The sequence below is a fragment of the Polyangium fumosum genome (genome assembly GCF_005144585.1).
GTDB classification, from domain to species: domain Bacteria; phylum Myxococcota_A; class Polyangia; order Polyangiales; family Polyangiaceae; genus Polyangium; species Polyangium fumosum.
This window is the reverse complement of sequence record NZ_SSMQ01000046.1, coordinates 62,354-85,009: the sequence shown is the minus strand read 5'-3', so window position 1 is coordinate 85,009 and position 22,656 is coordinate 62,354. Positions and strand designations below refer to the sequence as shown.

Here is a 22,656-nt window from a genome sequence, read left to right as displayed (position 1 = left end):
CACTGCGCGCCGCAATGGTCGAAGAAGTGAAGGCGAGCGCGAACGCGGCGCCTCCCGCAGAGCCGGCGAGCGGGGGGCAGAAGCCAGGGGGTTCGGCGAAGGACGCTGGAGGCGAGCCGAAGGTGTCCATCGGCGTGCTGAAGGAGATCGAGCCACGCGAGCGGCGCGTGGCAGCGACGCCGGCGTCCGTCGGGCGGCTCGTGAAGATGGGCCTCGCCGTGATCGTCGAGAGCGGGGCCGGCGCGTCCGCAGGGTTCGAGGACGCAGCGTACGCCGAGGCGGGCGCGCAGATCGTGCCGAAGGCGGCCGACGTGATCCGCGAGGCGGACGTGATCACGAAGGTCCGGCCACCGGGCGCGCACCCGGAGACGGGCGAGCACGAGGCGGATCAGCTCCGCGCCGGGCAAAAGCTCATCTCGTTCCTCTGGCCCGCGCAGAACAAGGAGCTCGTCGAGCGTCTCGCCAAACGCAAGGCGACGGTGCTCGCGATGGACGCGGTCCCGCGCATCACGCGCGCGCAGAAGCTCGACGCGCTCTCCGCGACGGCGAACGTGAACGGCTACCGGGCCGTGATCGAGGCGGCGTCGCACTACGGGCGGCTGCTCGGCGGGCAGGTGACGGCCGCGGGGCGCATCAAGCCCGCGCAGGTCTTCATCATCGGCGCGGGCGTCGCAGGGCTCGCGGCGATCGGCGCCGCGCGCGCCTTGGGAGCGATGGTGAAGGCCTTCGACACGCGCCCCGTCGTGCGCGAGCAGGTCACGAGCATGGGCGCGGAGTTCGTCCCGTTCGAGTTCCAGGGCGAGACGGGCGAAGGCCAAGGCGGCTACGCGAAGGAGGTGAGCGACGCGTACCTCGCGGCCGAGCAGCAGCTCATCGCGGAGCACTGCCGGACGAGCGACATCGTCATCACGACCGCGCTGATCCCCGGGAAAAAGGCGCCCGAGCTCATCACGTCGGGCGCGGTCGTGGGCATGCACCGCGGCTCGGTGATCGTGGACCTCGCGGCCGAGCAAGGCGGTAACTGCGCGCTCACCGAGCGGGATCGCACGGTGGAGCGGTACGGCGTGACGATCGTGGGGCACACGGATCTCACGAGCCGGATGGCGCTCCAGGCGAGCGAACTCTACGCCATGACGATCGTGAACCTGATCGACGAGATCATGGGCAAAAAGAAGACGTGGGAGCTCTCGCTCGACGACGAGATCCAGCGCGGGATGCTGGTCTTGCTCGACGGCGAGCTGAAGTGGCCGCCGCCGCGCCCCGAGATCCGAGGCGGCGCGCCCGCGCCCGCGCCGAAGCCGCCCGCGCATGCGCCGAAGCCGGAGGTGCCCGAGAGCCCGTGGCCCGGGCGGATCGGCACGGCCCTCGCGCTCGCGTTCCTCACGCCCGTGGGCCTCTTCGGCAGCCAGGAGCTCGTGCAACACCTGACGGTTTTCCTGCTCGCGTGTGTCGTCGGCTGGCACCTCGTCTGGAACGTGACGCCCGCGCTCCACACGCCGCTGATGAGCGTCACCAACGCGATCAGCGGCATCATCGTGATCGGCGGGATGCTGCTCGCGGCGAACGGCGGCGGAGGCGGCGCGCCCGTCGCGGCGCTGCTCGGCGCGGTCGCGGTCTTGCTCGCGTCGATCAACGTGGCCGGTGGTTTCCTCGTGACGCAGCGGATGCTGCGCATGTTCCGGAAGTGAGAGGCCGATGCGAATCACCCTCGTGAACGTCGCTTACCTCGTCGCGAGCCTCTTGTTCGTGCTGTCCCTCCGCGGGCTCAGCGCGCAACAATCGGCCCGTCGCGGCAACCTCCTCGGCACGCTCGGCATGCTCCTCGCGGTCGCCGTCACGCTCGGCGCCGTGGTGGCGCCGGACAACAAGGCCCTCGCGGCCGGCCCCTCGGATCTCGGCCTCCTCGCCGCGTCGATCGGCGTGGGCGCCGTGATCGGCGCGGTGCTCGCGGCGCGCGTCGCGATGACGAGCATGCCCGAGCTCGTGGCGGTGCTGCACAGCTTCGTCGGCGCGGCCGCGGCGCTCGTGGGCATCGGGAGCGAGATGAACGGCGTGCGCGCCGGCGGGGCGCCGGATGTCGCGCACCACGTGGAGATCCACGCGGGCGTGTTCATCGGCGCCATCACCTTCACCGGCTCGGTCATCGCGTTCCTCAAGTTGCGCGGCACGATCGGGTCGAAGCCGCTCGTGCTGCCCGCTCGGCACGCGCTGAACGCGTCCTTGGTCTTCGCGTGTATCTTCCTCGCCGTCGCGGCCTTCCGCGGGGGCGAGGCCGTGCGCGTGCCGTACCTGCTCGCGTCCACGGGCGTCGCCAGCGTGCTCGGCGCGCACCTCGTGCTCGCGATCGGCGGCGGCGACATGCCCGTCGTCGTCTCGCTGCTGAACAGCTACTCGGGCTGGGCAGCGTCCGCGGCGGGCTTCATGCTCGGCAACGATCTGCTCATCGTGACCGGCGCGCTCGTCGGCAGTTCGGGCGCGATCCTGAGCTACATCATGTGCAAGGCGATGAACCGCTCCATCTGGAACGTGGTCTTCGCAGGCTTCGGCGATCAGGGCGGCGTGGTGCCGGCGGCGAAGAAGGGCGAGCCGGCGAAGAAGGTGAACGAGACGAACATCGACGGCGCGGCCGATCTGCTGCTCGGGGCGAAGAACGTGATCGTGGTGCCCGGCTACGGCATGGCCGTCGCGCAGGCGCAACACGCGGTCAAGGAGATCACGACGCTGCTCGAGCGGCGCGGCACGAAGGCGCGATACGCGATCCACCCCGTCGCGGGCCGCCTGCCCGGGCACATGAACGTGCTGCTCGCCGAGGCGAATGTCTCGTACGAAGCCGTGAAGGAGATGGAGGAGATCAACGAGGACTTCGAGGAGACCGACGTCGTCGTCGTCATCGGCGCGAACGACATCGTGAACCCGAGCGCGCTCGATGATCCCGGGAGCCCGATCTACGGCATGCCCGTGCTCGAAGTGTGGAAGGCCGGGCGCGTGATCATGCTGAAGCGCGGCATGGCCGCGGGCTACGCGGGCGTCGACAACCCGCTCTGCTACCTCGACAACACGCTCATGCTCTTCGGCGACGCGAAGGCGAGCGTGCAGAAGCTGCTCCACGCGGTCTCCGCCCGCGCCGAACAACAAGCGGCCTGATCCAGGCCGCGCGATTCACGAACACCACGTCGTCTCTCATGCGCGAGATCGATCTCCAAGAAGCAGGCGCGACAGCGCGGGCCGCGGTGGAGGCCGCGGCCGCCGCGAGCCTCGTGCACTTCCGGCGCGGCGTCCGGGTGGAGACGAAGCCCGATCGAACGCTCGTCACGGCCGCGGATCGTGACGCCGAGGCGGCCATCTTCGGCGTCATCCGCGCGCGCTTCCCCGATCACGCCCTGCTCGGCGAGGAGACGGGCGCGCACGAAGGCGCGGACGCCGAGGCGCGCTGGATCGTCGATCCGCTCGACGGCACGCGGGGTTTTACGCGCGGCGGCTCGTTCTGGGGGCCACTCGTGGCCCTCGAACATCGCGGCGTGGTCGTGGCGGGCGCGATGGCCCTGCCCGCGCTCGGCGAGACGTACTGGGCGGCCCGGGGCCTCGGCGCGTTCCGTCGCGTGGGCGAGGAGCCGCCCGAGCGCCTCGCCGTCTCGGGCATCACGGACCTCGCGGACGCGACGCTCTCCCTCGGCGAACCCCGCTGCTTGCTCGCCCCGCCCCTCGGCGAGCGCGTGACGCGCCTCGCGCTGTCCGCGGCGCAGGCACGTTGTTACGGGGATCTGGCCGGCTGCGCGCTCGTGCTCACGGGCCGCGCCGAGGCGTGGATCGAGGCGGGCGTGCAGATATGGGACATCGCCGCGCTCGCCGTCCTCGTCGAGGAGGCGGGCGGGCGGTTCACCGATTTCGAGGGCCGTCCGACCGTCGCCTCGGGCCATTGCGTGGCCTCGAATGGCATACTGCACGAGCGCGTCCTCGCCGCGCTCGCCTGATCTTCCAGAATCCACGACACGCGGGTACGATCGCGCGCATGTCGGACGACGCTGGCTGGATCTTCGACCACGTGAAAACGCTCGTGCGCGCGGGGGCCTCGAAGAAGGAGCTCTTCGATTCGGTGAAGGCGATGTGCGCCGATCCGAAGTACGACGCAGTCGCCCCGAAGGTGCGCGGCTACGCGGCGAAGGTATGGAACCAGGCCGAGGCCGAGGAGCGCGGGTGGAAGGACGTGAGCACGAACGACCGCATCGACGCGGCCTTCGAGGACCTCACGAAGCGCGGGGTCTTCACCGCGCAGAACTTCACTTGCTGTAGCTCCTGCGGACACGGCGAGGCCTGGGGCGCGATGTCCGAGAGCGGCGCGCGCGGATACGTGTTTTATCACCAGCAGGACACCGAGCGCGGCGTCGAGGGCGGCGGGCTCATGCTCGCATATGGAGCGCACGAGGAAGGGTCCGTCGCGATCGAGGCCGTGGGCCGCGAGATCTGTGACGCGCTCGATCGGTTCGGCGTCCCCTGGACGTGGAACGGGAGCTCCGACACGCGGATCGAGATCGAGCCGTTCGAATGGCGAAAGCGGCGCGCCTCGGCGCGGCCGCCGATTCCGCTCGGCACGCGCGGAACGGTCCTCCCCCGCCCCGAACGCAGCCCCGCCGAGGCCGAGGATCTCGACGGCGCGCCCGCTCCGCCCGCCGAACCTCTGCCCGCGGTCACGCTGCGCCACGGAGACGGCCGCGAATGGTCGGCCTGGACCGAATTCAACGCCCTCCGCATCCGCATCAAGGACAGCGACGGCGACATCGTCGAGCGCAAGCGCGCCTGCCGCGACCCCCGCGCAGAGCTCGACGGGATCGTCGCCGAGCTCCGCGCCGACGGTTTTTCCTGAACGATCATTCTGCCGGCTTGGGGAGGTGAACCTCGCAGCTCGCCCACGCCTCCGGCGGCGCCCATCCCCCCGTGAAGAGGACCGATCCGTCGTCGAGCAGCGCCGCCGCCATCACGGCGCGCGGGCTGCCCAGCGCGGGCGCGAGGAGCCACGTGTTCGCCGAGGGATCGTAGATCTCGACCGAGGCGAGCGTGCTTCCGTTGTCATTCTCGCCGCCGGCGACGAGCACGCGGCCGTCGGGCAGCCCGAGCGCCACGTTCCCGAAGCGCGTTTCGCGCATCGGCGCAGCGCTCGTCCACGCATTCGTGGCCGGGCTCCACCGCTCCGCCGTCGCCACCGCGTGAATGCCGACGATCCCGCCCGCGACGAGGACCCCGCCGTCCGCGAGCAGCGCCGCGACGTGCCCGCCGCGCCGCGCCTGCAAGGGGCCCGTTTGTCGCCACCGATCGAGCCGGGCCTCGTAGATCTCGGCCGTCGCGAGCCGGACCGAACCGCCGACGCCTGCTGCCACGAGGATGTTTCCGTCGGGGAGCGCGGTCGCTGTGAACTCGGAGCGCGGCGCGGACATCGGCGCCGCGGGATGGAATACGCCGTCCTTTGGATCGAACACGTCGACGAGCGCGAGCATCCGCGCGCCGTCGTAGCCCCCGGCGACGAGCACGCGGCCGTCCGAGAGCAAGGCCGCAGCGTGGTCGATCCGCGGCGCCCGCATCGAGCCGACGCGCTTCCACGCATTCGATGCCGGATCAAAGACCTCCGCGCTGTCGAGTGGTGCCCCCGGCGCCCCCTCGCCGCCAGCGACGAGTACGCGGCCGTCGGCCAGACGGATCGCAATGTGATGCGCCCGCGCTTCCGACAAGGTTCCAACCGTAACGAATTGCGCTGCGACGGGATCGTACACCTCGGCGGTGGCGAGGTACGAATCTCCGTCGAGGCCGCCGACGACGAGGATGCGGCCGTCGGGGAGCGTGGTGGCCGTATGCGCGCGCCTCGGCACCGTCATCGACGCCACGCTCCACAAACGCCCCGCGTTATCGCGCGGGGAGCGAATACGAGGCCGAAGCAAGCGTGCAGGCGCGGGCAATCGGGGCGGCGCGAGTCCGACGGAACCGGAGGCGGCATCCGCAGGCAGAGCAGCATGGAGGAATACGATTCCGAGACCGAAGATCAGGGAGCGAGCGTGTGGGTGTCGCATTTCTCTCGCTCCGCACGCCCTGGCAAGAGCCGCGCCCGTTCGCGGCATCGCGCGGCGCGAGAAAGGAAGGTGCACGAGAACGGGGAGAGCTGTGATGTGTGGAGGTCGCGAACTGTGCCTCTGGCTTGACCAAGGGCCGCGCAAGAGCGCATTGTCTTTTTTGGCGTACGAGAAAGAGGAGGAGAGCGACGACATGCCAGCACGGGGAATGAAGGTGCTCGTCACGGGCTCGACGGATGGTATCGGGCGGGCCACGGCGAAGCTGCTCCTCGAGCGGGGCAACGAGGTGATTCTCCACGGGCGATCCTCCGAGAAGGTGCGCGAACTGGCGCACGAATTCGAGCTCGTCACGGGCACCCGCCCGCGCCACGTCGTCGCAGATCTGAGCTCGCTCGCTTCGGTCGCGTCGATGGTCCGCGCGCTCGCCGCGGAGCTGCCCGCGCTCGACGTGATCATAAACAACGCGGGCGTGGGGCCGGGCAAGAAGGGCGACGCGCGGGAGGAGACCGAAGACGGGTACGAGAAACGTTTCGCCGTGAACTACCTCGGGCCCGTGGCGCTCACCGAGCTCTGGCTCTCGCTTTGCCAGCGCCCGCCGAAGGCCATCCTCAACGTGACCGTCTCGGGGCAGGAGACGCTCGATTTCGAGGATCTCATGAGTACGCGAGGGTACGAGGGGCTGCGCGCCTATCGAAGAAGCAAGCTCGCGCTCATCCTGTGGACCTTCGATCTCGCGCAAAAATACCCCGACCTCGCGATCAACGCGGTGCACCCCGGGGCGATGCTGGACACGAAGATCGTGCGCGAGACGTTCGGCCAGTCCTGGGGCAAGCCGGAGGACGGGGCCCGCGCGATCCGGGTCGTCCTCGAGCGTTCACTCGACGAGCAGCTCACCGGCGAATACTTCGACGTCGAACGGCCCGCGCGCGCCAACGCACAGGCCTACGACGACCGCGCCCGCGGAGCCCTCCGCCGCGCCACCGAGCCCCTGCTCGCGCCCGTCCTCGCGGCGCGCTGACCTCCGATCCGAGCCAGCCCTTTTCGTCCCCCCGGCCGCGGGCGCTGAGCATGGGTCTCATCGCAAGCCGCCGAGCCGGGGCGCTGCCCGGGCCCCGCGGGGGCTCTTCGCCCCTCGACCCGAACCAGGGCCAGCCCTGGACCCTTTGGGGAAGAACTGCGCGATGCGCAGTTCTTCCCACAGGCCGTTGAGACCACGTTGCCGGCTGAACCGTCAGCGCTGCCGTCTTGGCTGGCGGGGTCGCTCGTGGTCTTGACTCGGCCCGTTCGATGAACTGCGCGATGCGCAGTTCATCGACCCTGGGTCCAGCGCCTCGCTGGTCCGGGTCCCGGGGCGGATAGCCCCGGGTGGGGCCTGGGGCAACGCCCCAGCGAGGCGGCCCCGAGATGAGACCCATGCTCAGCCGTGGGCGGGAGCGGGATCCGTCCGCGCGGGGCCGCCCCTGGGACGCCCCTGCGGATCGATCGTGCACGTTCGGGAACCTTGGGTCCGAACGGCTGTCGTTCGAGGCGAGCAGGGAGGAAGCGCCGGTCGAATGTGGGGCTCGGCCCCGTTCATCGGCTCCCTCACGAAGAAAATAGGCTCCGAGCACGAAAAGAAAACCCCCCGAGCCTCTCGCGGGGGCATTTGCCCGCCTCGGCGGGACGGCACGGCAGGAAAGGCTGGCTCACCATGGAAGGCAAGCAAAAGGTCGCGCTCACGTTCGCGCTGTATCAGAATGACGCGCTCGTCCGTCGCGAGACGGTGACGCAAGACATCGTCAAGGTCGGAAAGGATCCGAAGAGCCACCTGCGGGTGGACGATGAACTCGCCTCGCGTATGCACGCGGTCATCGAGGTCGCGTCGCCCGAGGACATCACCCTGATCGATCTCGGCAATGAGCCGGGGACGCTCGTCAATGGCGCGCGCGTCAACAAGGTGAAGGTCAAGGCGGGCGATCAGCTCCAGATCGGCGGCACGAAGATCCTGCTGGAAAAGGCCGAGCCCGTGGCCGTCGCCGCCGGCGCGGCGAAGCCCGGGGCAAACCCGTTCGCGTCGCCCTCGGCGAACCCGTTCGGCGCCCCCGCGGCTCCCGCGGCGTTTGGCGGGGCGAACCCGTTTGGCGCGGCGGCGGCGGCGAGCCCGTTCGGCGGCGGCGATCCGTTTGGCATGCAGAACCCGTTCGCGCAGCCGAAGCCGCCCGCACACGACGAGGTCCCGCACGACGCGCCCGAGGGTTCGTACACGTACCAGCTCGTCAAGAGCGGCCCGGACGTCCCGTCGGACGAGGTCGAGACGCCGTCCGCGTCGGTCGAGGTGATGGTGCTTTGGGATCAAACGGTCCTGAATGTCGCGCACCTGACGCCGCCGCGCTCGTATTACGTGGGCGAGGAGGAGACGAAGAACTTCAAGTGTGATTACTTCGTCCCGCAGGAAAAACTCGGCACGACGCGCGCGCCCGTGGTGCTCGCGGATCGCGGCGGGGCAGTCTCGGTGGTGCTCCTGCCGCGGGCGAAGGGCACGATCGAAATCGCCGGTCAGCCGAAGATGACGGTGCAGCAGGCGATCGACAGCGGAAAGACGCAGCCGTGCGCGGAGCTCTCGGGCGCGTTCCAGATGACGCTTCCGCCCGGCTCGAAGGCGCGGATCGAGGTGGACGGGCTGATTTTCCAGGTGTCTACGGTCAACGCGGGCCGCGTCGTCGCGGGCCACGTGCAATTCGACACGCAGAATTATCTCTATCACGGCCTGTCGACGGCCGTGCACGTGGGCCTGCTCGCCGCGATGGCGTTTTTCATGCCGCCGATGGGCGCGACCGACGATGACGGGGTCTCGGACGATCAAAAGTTCATGATCCAGCAGTTCCTCAATGCCGCGGCGGAGAAGGAGCAGGAAGAGAAGCCGACCGAGATGACGGCGGAGAACAGCGCCGACAACAAGGAAGGCGGCACGGGCACGAAGGCGAAGGGCGAGGAGGGTTCCATGGGGAACCCGACCACGAAGGCGTCGGGCAATCGGTATGGCGTGCAGGGCCCGGCGGACAACGCCGATCCGCACATCGCGCGGCAGGCAGCGCTGCGTGACGCGGCCGAGTTCGGCATGATCGGCCTGCTCAATGCGGGCGCCGGCGGCGATCCGAATGCGCCGACGGCTCCGTGGGGCCGCGACGATTCGCTCGGCAATGACGCGATGTCGGCGCGCGGCAACATGTGGGGCGACAACATCGGCGACTCGTTCGGCGCGGGCGGCCTCGGGTTGTCCGGTATCGGCGAGGGCGGCGGTGGCCGCGGCGAGGGCATTGGCCTCGGCTCGATCGGCACGATCGGGCACGGCGCGGGCACGGGCACGGGCCAGGGCTTCGGCTCGGGTCACGGCAAGCTCTCTGGCTCGCACCGCACGAAGCCCCCGCAGGTGCGCATGGGCGCCACGAGCGTGAGCGGCCGGCTCCCGCCCGAGGTCATTCAGCGCATCGTGCGCCAGAACTTCGGCCGATTCCGTCTTTGCTACGAAAATGGCCTGCGGAACAACCCGAACCTCCAGGGCCGCGTGGGCGTTCGGTTCGTCATTGGCCGTGACGGCGCCGTGTCGAACGTGGGCAATGGCGGTTCGGACATGCCGGACGGCGGCGTGGTGTCGTGCGTGGTCCGCGCCTTCTATGGTCTGTCCTTCCCGCAGCCGGAAGGCGGCATCGTGACGGTCGTGTATCCCATCATGTTCAGCCCCGGCGGCTGAGCCCCGTCAAACCGTGGGGGAGGCCCTCTCGCGGAGGGCCTCCCAGCACCGGTCGTCGAACCATTTGCTCAAAAAATCCAGCAACGCGCGGGTACGTCGGGGCAATCCTTTGCCCTGGGCCGTGACCGCGTGAATGCCGATCTCCCCCCGGCGATGGGCCTCGAGCACGAGGACGAGCCGGCCCGCGGCGACGTCGGACGCGACCATGAACATCGGAATGACCACGAGGCCGAGGCCGGCGATCGCCGCCTGCACGAGGGTGGCGCCGTCGTTCACGGTGAGGTTCCCGTGCACGGGAATGGCCTCGTCGCGGAACCGCCATTCGCCGCTCGCCGGGACGAGCGCATAACGCAGGCAGTTGTGGTTCACGAGGTCCTCGGGTGTCTCGGGTGTGCCTAGACGTTCGAGGTACGAAGGCGCGGCGACGACGACGATCCGGTCCGTGGCGATGCGCCGAGCCACGAAGCTCGCGTCCTTGAGCCGGCCAATGCGGAGGATCAGGTCGAAGCCGCCCTCGATGACGTCGACGAATCGATCGTCCAGCACGAGGTCGATCTCGACCTCGGGGTTCTCGCGGAGGAACGCGGCGAGCGCCTGGACGAGGTACATCCGCGCGAACGTCACGGGTGCGCTGATACGGATGCGGCCGCGGATCACCTCGCTCGCGGCGGAGACGGCGTCCTCGGCGGCGCTCGCGGCTTCGAGGATCCTCTTGCAATGCTCGTAGAAGCGCAGGCCCTCGTCCGTAAGCGCGAGCTTGCGCGTGGATCGGCGCAGGAGCTCGACGCCGAGGCGTTGTTCGAGCCCCGCGATCCGCCGACTCACGGCAGACTTCGCGATGCCGGACTGCGCGGCGGCGGCCGTGAAGGAGCGCGCCTGCACGACGCGCGCGAAGAGGGCCATGGAGGCGAGGGACTCGAGGTCGAACGACATCCCGGCACGATAGCAGGAGGGCGCCCGACGCGGCGCAGGATTGTTGCCCGGAGGAGAACAGTGCTTGCGCCCGGCCTCGCCTAATCGAGGGGGCGACCGCGCGTTACACAAGAGGGGCAAAGGAGATCGTCATGAAGCGACTTCTCGAGACCCAAGAGCAGAACCTCGCCCTCTTCGTGCAGCGCCTCGTCCTCGCGCTCGTCGTGTTCCCGCACGGCGCGCAGAAGCTCTTCGGCTGGTTCGGCGGATATGGCTTCTCGGGTACGATGGGGTTTTTCACGAACACCATGCACCTGCCCGCGCCGCTCGCCCTCCTCGTCATCCTGGGCGAATCGGCCGGCGCGGTGCTGCTCGCGTTCGGCGCGTTCTCGCGCGTGGCCGCGTTCGGGATCACCTCGATCATGCTCGGCGCGATCGTGACCTCGCACGCCCAGCACGGGTTCTTCATGAACTGGTTCGGCGCGCAGCAAGGAGAGGGCTTCGAGTATCACCTGCTCGCGCTCGCGTTGAGCGTGCCCGTGATGGTCTTCGGCGGCGGCAAGTACGCGCTCGATTCGTGGCTCGTCGAGAAGCTTGCGCCCGCGCCGCGGCTGGCCAAAGCTCTCGCGCACGGCTAACGCGCACGGCACCAAACGAAGGAGCACGCCATGTCGCAACTCACCCTCATCAGCCACGAGCTTTGCCCTTACGTCCAGCGCGCCGCCATCGTGCTCGCTGAAAAAGGGGTCGCCTTCGAGCGGATCGACATCGATCTCTCGAACAAACCCGACTGGTTCCTCGCGATCTCACCGCTCGGCAAGGTGCCCTTGCTCCGCGTGCGGGACGAGAGCGGCAAGGACGCCGTGCTCTTCGAGAGCCTCGCGATCTGCGAGTACCTGGAGGAGACGCAGCCGGGACCGAAATTGCACCCGGAGGACCCGATCGAGCGAGCCCGTGACCGCGCCTGGTTCGACCTCGCATCGGGCCTGCTCGGAGACATCTGGGCCCTCGAAACGACGAAGGATGCCGAGGTGTTCGAGGCCAAGCGCAAGGCGATCGTGTCGAAGGTGGAGATCCTCGAAGGCGCGCTCTCGGACGGGCCGTATTTCCGCGGGCGCACGTTCAGCATGGTCGACGCCGTCATCGCCTCGGCGTTCCGATACTTCGAGGTGATCGACGCGATCCGGGACACGCGCGTGTTCGAGAAGGCGCCCCGCGTGCGGGCCTGGAAGGCCGCGCTCGCGGAGCGGCCGAGCGTGAAGGGCGCGGTGCCTGCGAATTACCCGGACAAACTGCGCAAGTTCCTCGCCGGGTACGACGCCTATCTGTTCCGCCTGGCCCCCGAAGGCGCCTGAGCCGCGCCGCCGGTCAGCCCATCGGGGTGCAAAGCTCGACGAGGAACCCGTCGAGATCCCGCACATAAGCAACGGTTTGTCCCCAAGGCTTGGTCTTGGGCGCGCTCACCGCCGCGGCGCCCGCGGCGACGGCGACCTCGAAGGCCGCGGGGACGTCGGGCGTGGTGAGCGCGATCTCGACCGCGGCCGCAAGCTCGGTCGGCCGGCTCGCGCGAAACGAAAAACCGTGGGAGCCGGCGAGGGATTCGCTCACGAAGGCGAGCGCGGTGGAGCCCGTCTCCATCTCCGCATATTGGTTCGATTCGTGGACGAACCGCCGCGTGAGCCCGAAGGCCCGCTCGTAGAACACGACGGCCGCCTCGACATCTTGCACGTAGAGAATGACGTACCCGAGCTTCATGGCGGCGGCTTGTATCACGGGCCCGGCGCGGGGTTCAAGGGGGGTTTGTCACGGTTCTTCCCGGTGCGCGCGATCCGCGATTTCGAGGCCACGCGCGCGGGCCGCGGCCGCCGAACGCGCGTCGACGAGGTGCACGACGCCGGCGTCCTCGGAGAGGGCGCGCATACGATCGAGGAGCGCCTTGTCGGCCGCGACGGCGCGGCGGTGCTGGCGGAGATGCTCGGCCCACGAGGCGACGAGAAACGTCTCGACGAGCCGGTCCTTGCTGCCGAGGTCTTCATAAAGCGCCCAATCGATGGCCCCGTCGCGGCGCCGGAGGGATTCGAGATCCGCGGCGAGCGAGAGGAATTCGACGCGGTGTTCCGGCCGGACGACATACCGGCGCTCGACGAGCACGGGGCCGGCGTCGATGTCGATCGGGGCTTCGATCACGGGCTCGGGCCATGCGTCGAAGCTCGCGACATCGTCCTTCCGCGCGGCGCCGAGTTTCCAGCGGAGCGCCGAGAGCAGGCCGAGGAGGACGCAGGCGGCGGCCACCGAGAGCGTCGCGGCGCTGCCGATACGCCCGGCGAGCGTGCCCCACCCGAAGCTGCCGAGCCCGAGTCCGCCCTGAAACACCAGGAGGTAAAGGCCGAGCGCGCGCGATTGCACCCAGCCCGGCGCCGCCGAGCTCGCGGCGACGTTGAAGCTCGACATGATGCTGATCCACGCGACGCCCGTGGCGAGCATGGCTGCATAAAGCAAGGCCTCGATCCGGACGTGTGCGAGGAGGCTCATCGAGCCGGCATAGACGACCGTTGCAATGGCGACGAGGCCATCGGATCCGAGTTTTTGACGCGCGCGTGGCATGACGGCGGCGCCGGCGAGCGCGCCCGTGCCAATACAACCGAGCAGGATGCCAAACCGCAGGGGGGTCATGTGGAGCTCGCGTCGCGCGACGACGGGGAGCAGCGCCCACAATGCGCTGCCGGCCACGATGAAGGCCGCTGCACGAAAGAGGACGGCACGGAGCGCAGGTGCCCGGCGCGCAAAACGAAGGCCTGCCACGATCGCGCCCACGATACGCTCGGGCGGCAAGGTCGCCTTCGTGGCGGGCGGTTTCCAGCGGAGCACCTGAAGGACGACGACGAAGAACGCGAGCGCGTTGAACGTATACACGGGCCCGCTGCCCGCGAGGGCGAGGCCGATACCGCCGATGGCGGGGCCGAGCGCACGCGCGACGTTGACGGCGACGCCGCTCAAGGTGACGGCCGAAGCGAGCTCGGCCTTGTCGACGAGCGACGGGAGAATGGCCTGCCAGAGCGGCGCCGAGAGCGCGGAGCCGAGGCCGAGGGCAAACGTGAGCGCGAGGAGGCTCGTCGGACCGAGGAGCCCGGCAAACGAGAGCGCCGCGAGCAGGGTCGAAACGAGCACCATCCACGCGGCGAACGACGCGAGGAGCCTCCGGCGATCGAAGATGTCGCCGAACGCCGCCGCAGGCAAACCGATCAGGAAGACGGGCAAACTCGAAGCCGTCTGGAGCAGCGCCACGTACACGGGCGCCGTCCCAAACGACGTCATGTCCCAGCTCCCCGCCGCATTCTGGACCCAGAGCCCGACATTCGAGGCGAGTGCGCCGAACCACAAGGATCGAAATACCTCGCGGCGTAGCGGCGCCCACGCGTCGGGCGCCACGGGTTCACTTGTCGCTGCCATCATCGCGGTGGTTCTCTCTCGACGCGGAGCCTGTCGAGCATGGGCCGAGCCTAGCACGACGCCGCTTTCTTGCGTGTCCGGTCGGACGATGCACTTCCCCGTGGACCCGGGGCGCGCGCTCGGACAAACTGCGGCGCGCGTCAGGACGACGCACGAGGGAGGTCGAACACATGACCGAGACGAAGACGTACACGGGCGGGTGTCACTGCGGGAAGGTTCGTTACGAGGTGAAGGCCGGCATCCAGGATGTGGTGTCGTGCAATTGCTCCATTTGCATGAAGACGGGCTCGTTCCTGGCCTTCGTGCCGGCCGCGGCGGTCACGGTCCTCTCGGGCGGGGACGTCGTCACGGATTATCAGTTCGGCAAGAAACACATCCACCACCAGTTCTGCCCGTCCTGCGGGGTGCGCTCGTTCGCGCGCGGCGCGATGCCCGACGGCACCGAGATGTACGCGATCAACGTGCGCACGATCGACGACGTGGACCTCAGCGCGTTCAAGGTGAAGGAGTTCGACGGGAAGAGCCTCTGACGAGGCGCGAACGCGCTGTATCGAGTCACGTCTCCAGGTTGCCGACCACGCGCTGCAAAAGGCGCACGAAGAGCGCCTTCTCCTCCGCGCGGAAGCCGGCCATCGCTTTCTACTCCAACGAAATCAGTGCCGCCTTCGGCCGTCAAGGCGAAGGCGGCATCCCCTCCACGGTCTTCGAACGCGACGCGCCCCCGCTCGCGCGCTCGCAGGGCGGATTTCGGCTTGATCAGGCCGTGCGGGGCGCTCGGAGCGCGAAGGACGACAGGCAGGTGACGAGGCCAAAGCCCGCGATCGAGAGCCACGCGGGAGCATACTGAGAGGCCAGGGTCGCCGTCCCGGTGAGCGCCACGAAGAGCGCGACGCCGACAGCCCCGCCGAGCTGGCGCGCCGTGTTGAGAATGGCGGTGCCCGTCGCGTATTCGGACGCCGGGAGGGATGCCGTTCCTCCCGCGAGGAAGCCCGTCTGCGCGATCCCCGCGGCCGCACCAAAGAGGAGCGACGCGGGCAGGAAGTGCGTCGGCCATGCAGGCGCCTCGTCAAGCATTGCGTACCACCAAAACGACGCGAGGACGAAGAGGCAGCCCCCCAGGATCGTCGCATACCTCGGCGACACGTTTCGCCGGCCCGCCACGAGCGCGGTGACGGCCGCCGTCGCGGGTCCCCACGCGAATCCCGCGCCGGCAACGAGCGTGTCCCAGCGCCAGACCGAAGTGAGGAACAACGTGCCTCCGAGGAGCATCATCGCAAAGCCGATGTAAAAGCAGCCCATGCCGATCGTGGCGACCGCGAATGTCGGGATGCGAAAGAGTCGCAAATCGAGCGCGGGGGACGCGGATGTCCGGCAGCGCCATACGAACCACGCGAGGAGGACGACGCCGACGGAGGTCGTCACGACGAACCGCGGGCTGGCGAGGCCCCACTCCGGGGCATAGGAAATGGCCGCGACGATCGCGCCGATGCCGAGCGCGAGCAAGGAAGAGCCCCAAAGATCCGGCGTCTTCCCTCCCCCATAATCGGTGTCGACGAGCCCTTTGCTCCGCCAGGTCGCCACGGCGACGAACGGCACGTTGATGAGGAAAATCAGGCGCCAATCGAGATGGACGAGCGCACCGCCGACGACCGGGCCGAGCGCGGCCGCGACCGCGCCGGTGGCCGCCCACACGCCGACCATTTGCGTGTGTTTGTCGCGCGGATAGGCCGCGAGGACGAGGCCGAGGCTCGTGGGAACCATCATCGCCGCGCCGACGCCCTTGATGGCGCGCGCGAAAACCAGCATCGCGACGCTCGGGGCGAGCGCGCACGCCGCGCTCGCGATGCCGAACACGACGAGGCCGAGGCGAAAAACACGCTTGCGCCCATACCGATCGGCGAGTCGACCCGAGGGGATCATCATCGCGGCGAAGAGGATCGAGTATGCGGAGAGGACCCAGGAGAGCGCCTGGTTCGTCGTGTCGGGGAAGCTCTCCTTGATCGACGAGAAGGCGATGTTGACGACGAAGAGATCGAGCGACGAAAGGACGCTCGCGATCCCGACGACGAGCAACGTCTCGATGGGTCGAGGTTTCGAGGAGGAGGTCGTCACGGGGTGGCTCCTTCGAGCTCGGCGAGGAACGCGCCCAGCCTTGGGGCCCATACCTCGGGGTGCGCTTGCGTGAAGTGGCCGAACGATGCGGTCGTGCCGGGCTGGATGACGTATTTCCCGCGAGGAACACGCCGCATGCTCGATTCGAGGATGCCGAGCGAGACGGGATTGAACTCGTCGTCGGCGAAGTTGAGCGCGAAGACGCGGGTGCGAATGCGCTCCAGCGCCGGGCTCGGGTCGTAGTCGCGCGAGGCTTCGAGCGCGTAAAGGATGTCGTTTGCGTCCATACGAGCGGCCTGCGCGGACGCATCGCGGACGAACGTGTCGGCGGCGTCGCGGTCGGGCACGGTCTCGTGGAGGTGGGGGACGCCGTCGAGCATCATGCGGAAGACGGGGAATGCCTCGGTCCACCCGCGCGGCGGGCTCGTGTAGTTGCCGTCGGCCCACGTGGGGTCCTTTCGAATGTGCAGGGCCACGAAGCGTCGCCAGATCAGGTTGCGCCCCGAGATGGGCGCCGGGAGGGCGACGATCGGGACGATCGCGTCCATGAAATCGGGGTAGCGCACGGCCCATTGCCACGCGTTCATCCCGCCCATGGACAGCCCCACGATGGCGTGGAGATGGTCGAGGCCGAGCGCCTCGGTGACGGTGCGGTGCTGCAAGCTGACGATGTCCTCGTATCCGTACGAGGGGAACCGCGCGCGCATCCCGTCGCTCGGCTTGCTCGATCGTCCGTGCCCGAGCGCGTCGATGAAGACGAGGTAATGACGCGCGAGATCGAGCGGTTTGCCCGGCGCATAGAGCGCGTCCGCGAAGGCACGCCCCTGCAGGACGTCGCCGCTCGAGCCCGTCCAGTGGAGCATCAAGACGGCGTTGACGATACGCCCGCGGTCGTCGCGGCGCGGCGTGCCGGCCGTCGCGTAATGGATGCGGACCTCGTCGAGCACGCGGCCGTCGGCGAAATGCACGTCGTGGAAGACGGCCGTGCCGTCGCTCGCCGCGATCACGCCCGCCGAGGTGAAAGGAGCGGCTGTCGTCGGCTGCGGGCTCGACGACGGCCGGGCCGGCGTTTCGGGGGGCGGAGAGGCCACGCACCCGGCGCCGACGAGGCCCAGCGTGACCATCACCCATGTCGATAGGTGCATATGCACTTTTTTGAGACGGCGATTCATCGAGGTCCTCCTTGGGGACACCTTCAGGTGCGAACGGCTTCGACGGCCCGTGCGAGCTGCCGACGAAGCTCGGCGGCGTCTTCCGCGCCGAAAGCGTGTTCGAATCGGGCTTGCGCGCGCGCCCACGCGACGCGCGCCTCCTGGAGCTTCGCCGTTCCCGCCGGCGTGAGCCGGAGCTCCCGGACCCGACGGTCATGCGCGGCGACGCCCATCACGACGAGGCCCTCTCGTTCGAGGGGCTTCAGGTTATGGGCGAGCGTGGTCCGATCCATCACGAGCGCCTCGGCGAGGTCCTGCACCGTCGCCGGGGCGATACGCGAGAGGCGGGAGAGGACGGCGTACTGGGTGGCGCGAAGCCCCGTCCCCGCGAGCTCCTCGTCGTAGAGCTGCGTGATCTGGCGAGCCGCCTGGCGCACGGCGAGGCAGTTGCAGAGGGTCTCGCTGGAGGCGAGTGGTGCTTCCGTGGGCCGGCCACCCGTCGAGGACGCCATGGCCCCTCATCTAAGTGCATATGCACGTGTCTGTCAAGCCAAGCGCACGCGCCCGTCCCGCCCGAGGCGCAGGGGCCCTTCGTCAGTAGCGGTTCTTTTCGTAGTCCTGCTCGAGCGCCCAGCCGATCACGGTCTTCGAGGCGAGCGCGCGCACGGCGGAGGCCGCGAGGCCCTTCTGCTTGTTTAGCTTCAGGTGGTCGATGCAGACCTCGGCCATCTTCGGCAGCTCGCTGCGGGGTACGTGGCGTGACGTGTTCCAGAGCTGTGCGTCGCGCACGGCCGCGCTGGGGACGAGGCGCGCGAATTCGACGTCGAGCAGCATCGAAAGCTTCGGCGGTTTGTTCTCGACCACCATCGACGAGAGCAAGGTCGGGTCGGTGGTGAGCGAGGCGCGGCCCGAGAGCTCCACCACACGATCGTCGCCGGGCCGGAGCGCGAGCAGCGCGACGCGTGGCTGTTCGAGCAGATTGTGGAACGTGTCGGTGCGCCGGTTGCCCGGTCGGTCCGCCACGGCGAGCCGGCCTCGTGCGTCGACTTTGAGGAACCCCGGCGGATCTCCTTTGGGGCTTGCGTCGCCGGCGCCCTGCGCATCCCACGAGGTCAGCGTCACGAAGGGTGTGTGGGAGAGGAACGCCAGCACCTCGGCGTCGGCCAGCGGCCCCGAGGGAGCGGCGAGCCGCGGGAGCGAGGTTTCCACCGGCTTTTCCCACAACGAGGACCGCAGAATCGACTTCGCGCAGTGCATGAAGGCCTCCTCGACGGTGACCGTCAGCTCCGCGCCGTCGAGGGAGGGCCGGCCATTCACGCGCAGCGTCTCGCCCAGCCCCGGAATGAAGAAGAGGAGCGAGCACCCGGTGCGAACATCGATGGCCGCGGGCTCGGGCAACGTAAAGCGCAGGTGCGTTCCTTCGATGGAGCGCGCAAAGCCTGGGGGGCCTCCCACCGGCCACGCGCGCGCGCGGCCGTCGGCGTCCGCGAAGCCCAGCACGGCGAACGGCGAGCGCGCGAGGAGACGCACGCAATGCACGTCGAGCATGTCGATGGCCTTCATCAAGACCGGAAGGGGTCTGCTGCCAACGACCTGCTCCAGCGCTTCGATGGTCTTCAACTCCACACCCTCATCCTGCGCTTCTTGATGATGACTTGCAACTTCATTTTGTTCGGGCGCGTCCGCCGCATTTTTCTTGCAGTTAGTGAATGACTAACTAAGGATCAGGGCCGTGCCGCTCTCTGCCGAGTCCGAAGCGACGTTCACCCGCATCCTCGACGAAGCCGAGGCGCTGTTCGCGACGCGCGGTTATCGGCGTACGCGGCTCTCGGAGGTCGCCGCGGCCGTCGGGGTCAGCGAACCGGCGCTCTACCGTTACTTCCGCGGCAAGGACGCGTTGTTCGAGCAGGTGTTGCGGCGCGCCGCCGCCTCGCCGGATCCTTACGAGCCCCCTCAAAAACTCCCGGTGCCGAACCCCGAGCCCGGCCAGATCGAGTCCTTCCTGCGCGCCTTCTTCGAAACGAGCCGCCGCGTGGCAGCCCTCGAGCACGCGCTCCGCGGGCCCGCTCCCAGCACGACCGCCGAAGCGCGCACGGAGCTCGCCGGGGTCGTCGGCGGGCTCTTCGACCTGGCGACGAGGTATCGGGCGGGGGCGCGCATCATGAATGCGAGCGCGCTCGAATCCCCCGAGCTCCGGCATATCTGGGACGAGAACGTCCGCGGGTATTTGACGGGCGCCGTGGAGCGCTACCTCGGCCAGCGGTCGGCCGAGGGTCTGCTCGTTTTGCCCACGGATTCGAGCGACGCGGCCTGCGTCCTCGCCAGCCTCGTGACGAGTTACGCGGTGCAAGAAGTCGATCTCGGGCTGCCCGGCTCCGTCGAGCACCGGCGCGAGGTCGTCGTCGCGTCCGTCGTCGCCATGCTCGAACCCAGAAAGGTCATCCGATGAAGCTGCCCATCTTTCTGCGCACACGCCGCTGGGACGACGAGATCGCCCGGCTCGATCCCGAGCGCGATTACGAGGCCATCATCTTCGCGCTCTCGAACCATGTCTTCCCGTTCGAGATCCTCCTCGCGATGGAGATCGCGCAGCTCAGGACCTTCACGATCCCGACCATCAGCAAGCTGCTCCATGCGACCGGGCAGTACGAGCGCGAGGGGCCGAAGCGGCTCGACGACACGAAGGCCATTCTCAGCGAGATCCACCGGCCCGGCCTCGAATCACGCGCGAGCCGCGAGATGGTCGAGCACCTGAACCGCATCCACGGGCTCTACCGGATCTCGAACGACGATTTCCTCTACACGCTGAGCACCTTCGTCTTCGATCCCATCCTCTTCATCGACAAATGGGGCCATCGGCCCATGACGGAGAAGGAGAAGGACGCGTTTTACTTCCTCTACCGGCGGCTCGGCGAGCTCATGCACATCCGCGACATCCCGCAGAGCCGCGCGGCGTTTTTCGCATGGCGGCAGGACTACGAGCGCCGCGCGCAACGCTACACGAGCGAGAACGAGGCTGTCGCGCGGGGTCTGCTCATCGCCGTGCAGGGCCTCTTGCCGCCGGCACTCGTGCCGATCCTCGAACCCGCGGTCGTTTTCCTCACGGCGGATACCGGGTTCCGCGACGCGCTGGGGCTCCGCGAGCCCGACCCTGGCCTCGCGCGCTCCCTTCGCGTGTTCTTCGCCGTCTATCGCCGCGCCGCGCGCCACGTCTCGCTCTACGAGGAGCGTAAATTCGAGGACAGCGACATCTACCGGAACTACCCGACCTACCCCGAGGGGTATGATCGGCTCCGCCTCGGCCCCACCAAAGTGCTCGAAATTCTCGCAAAGAGGGGGGCCGAGCGAGCCGTCGCCGGAGAGTAGAGCTACCCGCGGGCGAATTCAGTCGAGGGCGAGGCGGATGGCCCGCTCCACCGCGGAGGCCTGGCCGTCCGTACGGCGGGGGTCGAAAGGCCCACGCGGCAGCAAGGCGGGCTGGGCGAGGAAACGTGGAACGCGGCCACGATGCGGCTGCGCCGCGTGCACCAGGAAGGGGTGGCAGAGGTAAACGGTCCCCGCGCGGCCCGTGGCGAGCGCCTCGGGCAGGTGCGCGGATTCGCGGAACTCCGTGCTCGCCAGCTCGCCCAGCGTGAGGCCACGCTCTCCGTGCGGCGCGAGGCGGCGCGCGATTTCGACGTGCGAGCCGACGCGAAGGCGCGTGGGCGCGTCGTCGTCGCCGACATCGGAGAAAAGAAAGAGCATCAAGAGCGCTCGCCCTCTCGATGAGACGTTGGCGCGCCATTCGAGAAAGTTCGGCTCATTCTCCCAGCCGAAGCTGGGATCGATATGCCATCCGCAATCCCCCGGATCCTCGGGCGACGGGAAGCGAAGGGGGAACGTTCCAAGGCTTACGCGGGGCAACCAGCGATCGACGCCGACGAGCGAATCGAAGGCGCTGAGGAGCTTCGAGGTGTTCGCAGCCGCTCGAAAGGGCGGCGCGGCGAGCTCGCCGAGACGAACAACGGGTCGGGTCCAGGTGGACGGCGCGTCGGGCGCACAGCCCGCTGCGAGCCACAAGACGGCGCGACACGCATCGGCGATGTCGCGGGGGAAGGCGTCGTCGATACGGACGTAGCCTTCGTGGACGAATTGATCAATTTGCGCTTCCGAAAGCGCAGCCTGACGATCGGGCATGACGATTCTCCTGCAAATGGGCCAAGACGTGGCGCGCACTTGCTCCGATGGGGGGGGCAAGCGCACACGGCGAGTCATGCGGGCCTGGGGGCCACGCTCAGCCGAGCAAGAAGACCGCGAAGCGCATCGTCATCGAGACAGAGGATGCCGCTCCTCACGCACCAACGCAAGCGATACGTCGCCGGGGCGTTCGATAAACGCCGCAACGCGCGTCGGGGCTGCCGCTCGTTCCCGATCACCCTGGGCGCGCCGGTTGCCGAACCGAGTACTCGGTGCCCGCGCGGAAGGGGATCGTCATCGACGCGAAGCCGTGGCGCGGATCGCGCACGTAGGCGACGTAGTCGCGGTAGTCGGCCTTGAAGACGCCGACGTTGTCGGTCACCACCACGGCGCCCGGACGCAGGGCCGGGGCGACGAGCTTCAGCACGTCGAGGGCGCGCAGGGGAAACCCATCGTTCAGCATGAAGTCCACCTCGCCGAGGTCCGCCTGCAGCGTGTCCATTGCGTCCCCCACGCGAATCTCGGCGAAGGACGCGAGCCCTGCCTCCTCCAGGTTCGCCTGCGCGCGCCGCGCCTTCTCCGGCACGAGCTCGGTGCCGATGACGCGGCCGCCGCCGTTGTCGCGTACCGCCGCCGCCAGCCACAATGTCGAGACGCCGAAGGACGTGCCGAACTCGACGATCGTCCTGGCGTGGAGCGCCCGCGCCGTCAGGTAGCAGAAGGCTCCCTGGTCGCGCTCGATTGCGATGTATTTGTCGGCGAAGTCGCGCTCCGTGCCCGGGGCGTCGACGCGGCGGCCGAGGAGCATCCGCGGCAGCTTCGGCAGGAAGTGGAGGAGGACACTCGGCACCTGCCGGTCGGCCTCGTCGTGGAGACGCCGCAGCACGGCGCGCACCCGCGCGTCGGGCAGGACGGTCAAGGGTTCGGTTTTCATGATGGGCCTCGGGTCAAGGACACACATTCTCGGAGCATTCGCTCGCCCTCCTCCCAGGCATTGCCTGATGCCCGAAGGCGCGGTGGAAGGCGCAGCCATGGGGGAGCATCCAAGCATCTGGCGCCGTTGACCGCA

Annotated in this window: 21 protein-coding genes; 11 read left to right on the top strand and 10 right to left on the bottom strand. The window is 68.8% G+C overall.

Going from position 1 to position 22,656, the window contains the following annotated elements; all coding sequences use genetic code 11:
• Positions 1-14: 14 nt before the first annotated feature.
• Genes E8A74_RS34300 through E8A74_RS34285 form a run of 4 tightly spaced genes read left to right on the top strand, consistent with a single transcriptional unit; the run spans position 15 to position 4,861 of the window.
• Positions 15-1,688, top strand: coding sequence for a Re/Si-specific NAD(P)(+) transhydrogenase subunit alpha (locus tag E8A74_RS34300; protein WP_232379882.1), 1,674 nt, complete (start codon positions 15-17; stop codon positions 1,686-1,688).
• Positions 1,689-1,695: 7 nt separating this feature from the next.
• Complete coding sequence (locus tag E8A74_RS34295; RefSeq protein ID WP_136933289.1) at positions 1,696-3,144, top strand: NAD(P)(+) transhydrogenase (Re/Si-specific) subunit beta; 1,449 nt, start codon at positions 1,696-1,698, stop codon at positions 3,142-3,144.
• 38 nt (positions 3,145-3,182) lie between these two features.
• Positions 3,183-3,971 (top strand): inositol monophosphatase family protein, encoded by a 789-nt coding sequence (locus tag E8A74_RS34290; RefSeq protein ID WP_136933288.1) that lies wholly within the window; start codon positions 3,183-3,185, stop codon positions 3,969-3,971.
• A gap of 38 nt (positions 3,972-4,009) precedes the next feature.
• On the top strand, positions 4,010-4,861 hold the full coding sequence (locus E8A74_RS34285) for a DUF6891 domain-containing protein (RefSeq protein WP_136933287.1): 852 nt from the start codon (positions 4,010-4,012) through the stop codon (positions 4,859-4,861).
• Between the two features lie 4 nt (positions 4,862-4,865).
• Here E8A74_RS34285 and E8A74_RS53045 read toward each other — a convergent pair whose 3' ends face one another.
• The gene (locus tag E8A74_RS53045) at positions 4,866-5,864 is read right to left on the bottom strand and encodes a Kelch repeat-containing protein (RefSeq protein WP_170229581.1); all 999 of its coding nucleotides are present in this window, start codon (positions 5,862-5,864) and stop codon (positions 4,866-4,868) included.
• A gap of 385 nt (positions 5,865-6,249) precedes the next feature.
• Here E8A74_RS53045 and E8A74_RS34270 point away from each other — a divergent pair, with 385 nt between their 5' ends.
• Together E8A74_RS34270 and E8A74_RS34265 are read left to right on the top strand one after the other, a co-directional pair.
• Positions 6,250-7,074 (top strand): SDR family NAD(P)-dependent oxidoreductase, encoded by an 825-nt coding sequence (locus E8A74_RS34270; protein WP_170229580.1) that lies wholly within the window; start codon positions 6,250-6,252, stop codon positions 7,072-7,074.
• Positions 7,075-7,746: 672 nt separating this feature from the next.
• Positions 7,747-9,786: an AgmX/PglI C-terminal domain-containing protein gene (locus tag E8A74_RS34265; RefSeq protein WP_136933014.1), complete on the top strand. Its 2,040-nt coding sequence runs from the start codon at positions 7,747-7,749 to the stop codon at positions 9,784-9,786.
• A 6-nt stretch (positions 9,787-9,792) separates the two neighbouring features.
• On the opposite strand, the gene E8A74_RS34260 is transcribed toward E8A74_RS34265, so the two are convergent.
• The gene (locus E8A74_RS34260) at positions 9,793-10,719 is read right to left on the bottom strand and encodes a LysR family transcriptional regulator (protein ID WP_136933013.1); all 927 of its coding nucleotides are present in this window, start codon (positions 10,717-10,719) and stop codon (positions 9,793-9,795) included.
• 131 nt (positions 10,720-10,850) lie between these two features.
• Between E8A74_RS34260 and E8A74_RS34255 the strand changes: the two genes are divergently transcribed.
• Positions 10,851-11,336 (top strand): DoxX family protein, encoded by a 486-nt coding sequence (locus E8A74_RS34255; RefSeq protein ID WP_136933012.1) that lies wholly within the window; start codon positions 10,851-10,853, stop codon positions 11,334-11,336.
• A gap of 30 nt (positions 11,337-11,366) precedes the next feature.
• Positions 11,367-12,053, top strand: a complete 687-nt coding sequence (locus tag E8A74_RS34250; protein WP_136933011.1) for a glutathione S-transferase family protein — start codon at positions 11,367-11,369, stop codon at positions 12,051-12,053.
• A 13-nt stretch (positions 12,054-12,066) separates the two neighbouring features.
• On the opposite strand, the gene E8A74_RS34245 is transcribed toward E8A74_RS34250, so the two are convergent.
• Positions 12,067-12,453: a VOC family protein gene (locus E8A74_RS34245; RefSeq protein WP_136933010.1), complete on the bottom strand. Its 387-nt coding sequence runs from the start codon at positions 12,451-12,453 to the stop codon at positions 12,067-12,069.
• Between the two features lie 48 nt (positions 12,454-12,501).
• Entirely contained in the window at positions 12,502-14,151 is a 1,650-nt protein-coding gene (locus tag E8A74_RS34240; protein WP_136933009.1) for an MFS transporter, read from the bottom strand.
• Positions 14,152-14,318: 167 nt separating this feature from the next.
• Between E8A74_RS34240 and E8A74_RS34235 the strand changes: the two genes are divergently transcribed.
• The gene (locus E8A74_RS34235) at positions 14,319-14,678 is read left to right on the top strand and encodes a GFA family protein (protein WP_136933008.1); all 360 of its coding nucleotides are present in this window, start codon (positions 14,319-14,321) and stop codon (positions 14,676-14,678) included.
• Positions 14,679-14,904: 226 nt separating this feature from the next.
• On the opposite strand, the gene E8A74_RS34230 is transcribed toward E8A74_RS34235, so the two are convergent.
• The 4 genes from E8A74_RS34230 to E8A74_RS34215 all read right to left on the bottom strand — a co-directional run bounded on the left by E8A74_RS34230 (position 14,905) and on the right by E8A74_RS34215 (position 19,037).
• Positions 14,905-16,260, bottom strand: coding sequence for an MFS transporter (locus E8A74_RS34230; RefSeq protein ID WP_211365491.1), 1,356 nt, complete (start codon positions 16,258-16,260; stop codon positions 14,905-14,907).
• Complete coding sequence (locus tag E8A74_RS34225) at positions 16,257-17,432, bottom strand: alpha/beta fold hydrolase (protein WP_232379852.1); 1,176 nt, start codon at positions 17,430-17,432, stop codon at positions 16,257-16,259. Before E8A74_RS34225 ends, E8A74_RS34230 begins: the two co-directional genes overlap by 4 nt.
• 23 nt (positions 17,433-17,455) lie before the next feature.
• Positions 17,456-17,923 carry a MarR family winged helix-turn-helix transcriptional regulator gene (locus E8A74_RS34220; protein WP_136933007.1) on the bottom strand — a complete coding sequence of 156 codons (468 nt, stop codon included), beginning with the start codon at positions 17,921-17,923 and terminating at the stop codon, positions 17,456-17,458.
• A gap of 82 nt (positions 17,924-18,005) precedes the next feature.
• A complete protein-coding gene (locus tag E8A74_RS34215) occupies positions 18,006-19,037 on the bottom strand; it encodes a pyridoxamine 5'-phosphate oxidase family protein (protein WP_232379851.1) in 1,032 nt (343 codons plus the stop codon).
• Positions 19,038-19,143: 106 nt separating this feature from the next.
• On the opposite strand from E8A74_RS34215, the gene E8A74_RS34210 reads away from it, so the two are divergent.
• Both E8A74_RS34210 and E8A74_RS34205 read left to right on the top strand, forming a co-directional pair.
• Positions 19,144-19,860 (top strand): TetR/AcrR family transcriptional regulator, encoded by a 717-nt coding sequence (locus E8A74_RS34210; protein ID WP_136933006.1) that lies wholly within the window; start codon positions 19,144-19,146, stop codon positions 19,858-19,860.
• On the top strand, positions 19,857-20,777 hold the full coding sequence (locus tag E8A74_RS34205) for an oxygenase MpaB family protein (RefSeq protein WP_136933005.1): 921 nt from the start codon (positions 19,857-19,859) through the stop codon (positions 20,775-20,777). Before E8A74_RS34210 ends, E8A74_RS34205 begins: the two co-directional genes overlap by 4 nt.
• Positions 20,778-20,795: 18 nt before the next feature.
• On the opposite strand, the gene E8A74_RS34200 is transcribed toward E8A74_RS34205, so the two are convergent.
• Positions 20,796-21,587 (bottom strand): phytanoyl-CoA dioxygenase family protein, encoded by a 792-nt coding sequence (locus E8A74_RS34200; RefSeq protein WP_136933004.1) that lies wholly within the window; start codon positions 21,585-21,587, stop codon positions 20,796-20,798.
• Positions 21,588-21,822: 235 nt separating this feature from the next.
• The gene (locus E8A74_RS34195; protein ID WP_136933003.1) at positions 21,823-22,521 is read right to left on the bottom strand and encodes an O-methyltransferase; all 699 of its coding nucleotides are present in this window, start codon (positions 22,519-22,521) and stop codon (positions 21,823-21,825) included.
• Positions 22,522-22,656: the final 135 nt, after the last annotated feature.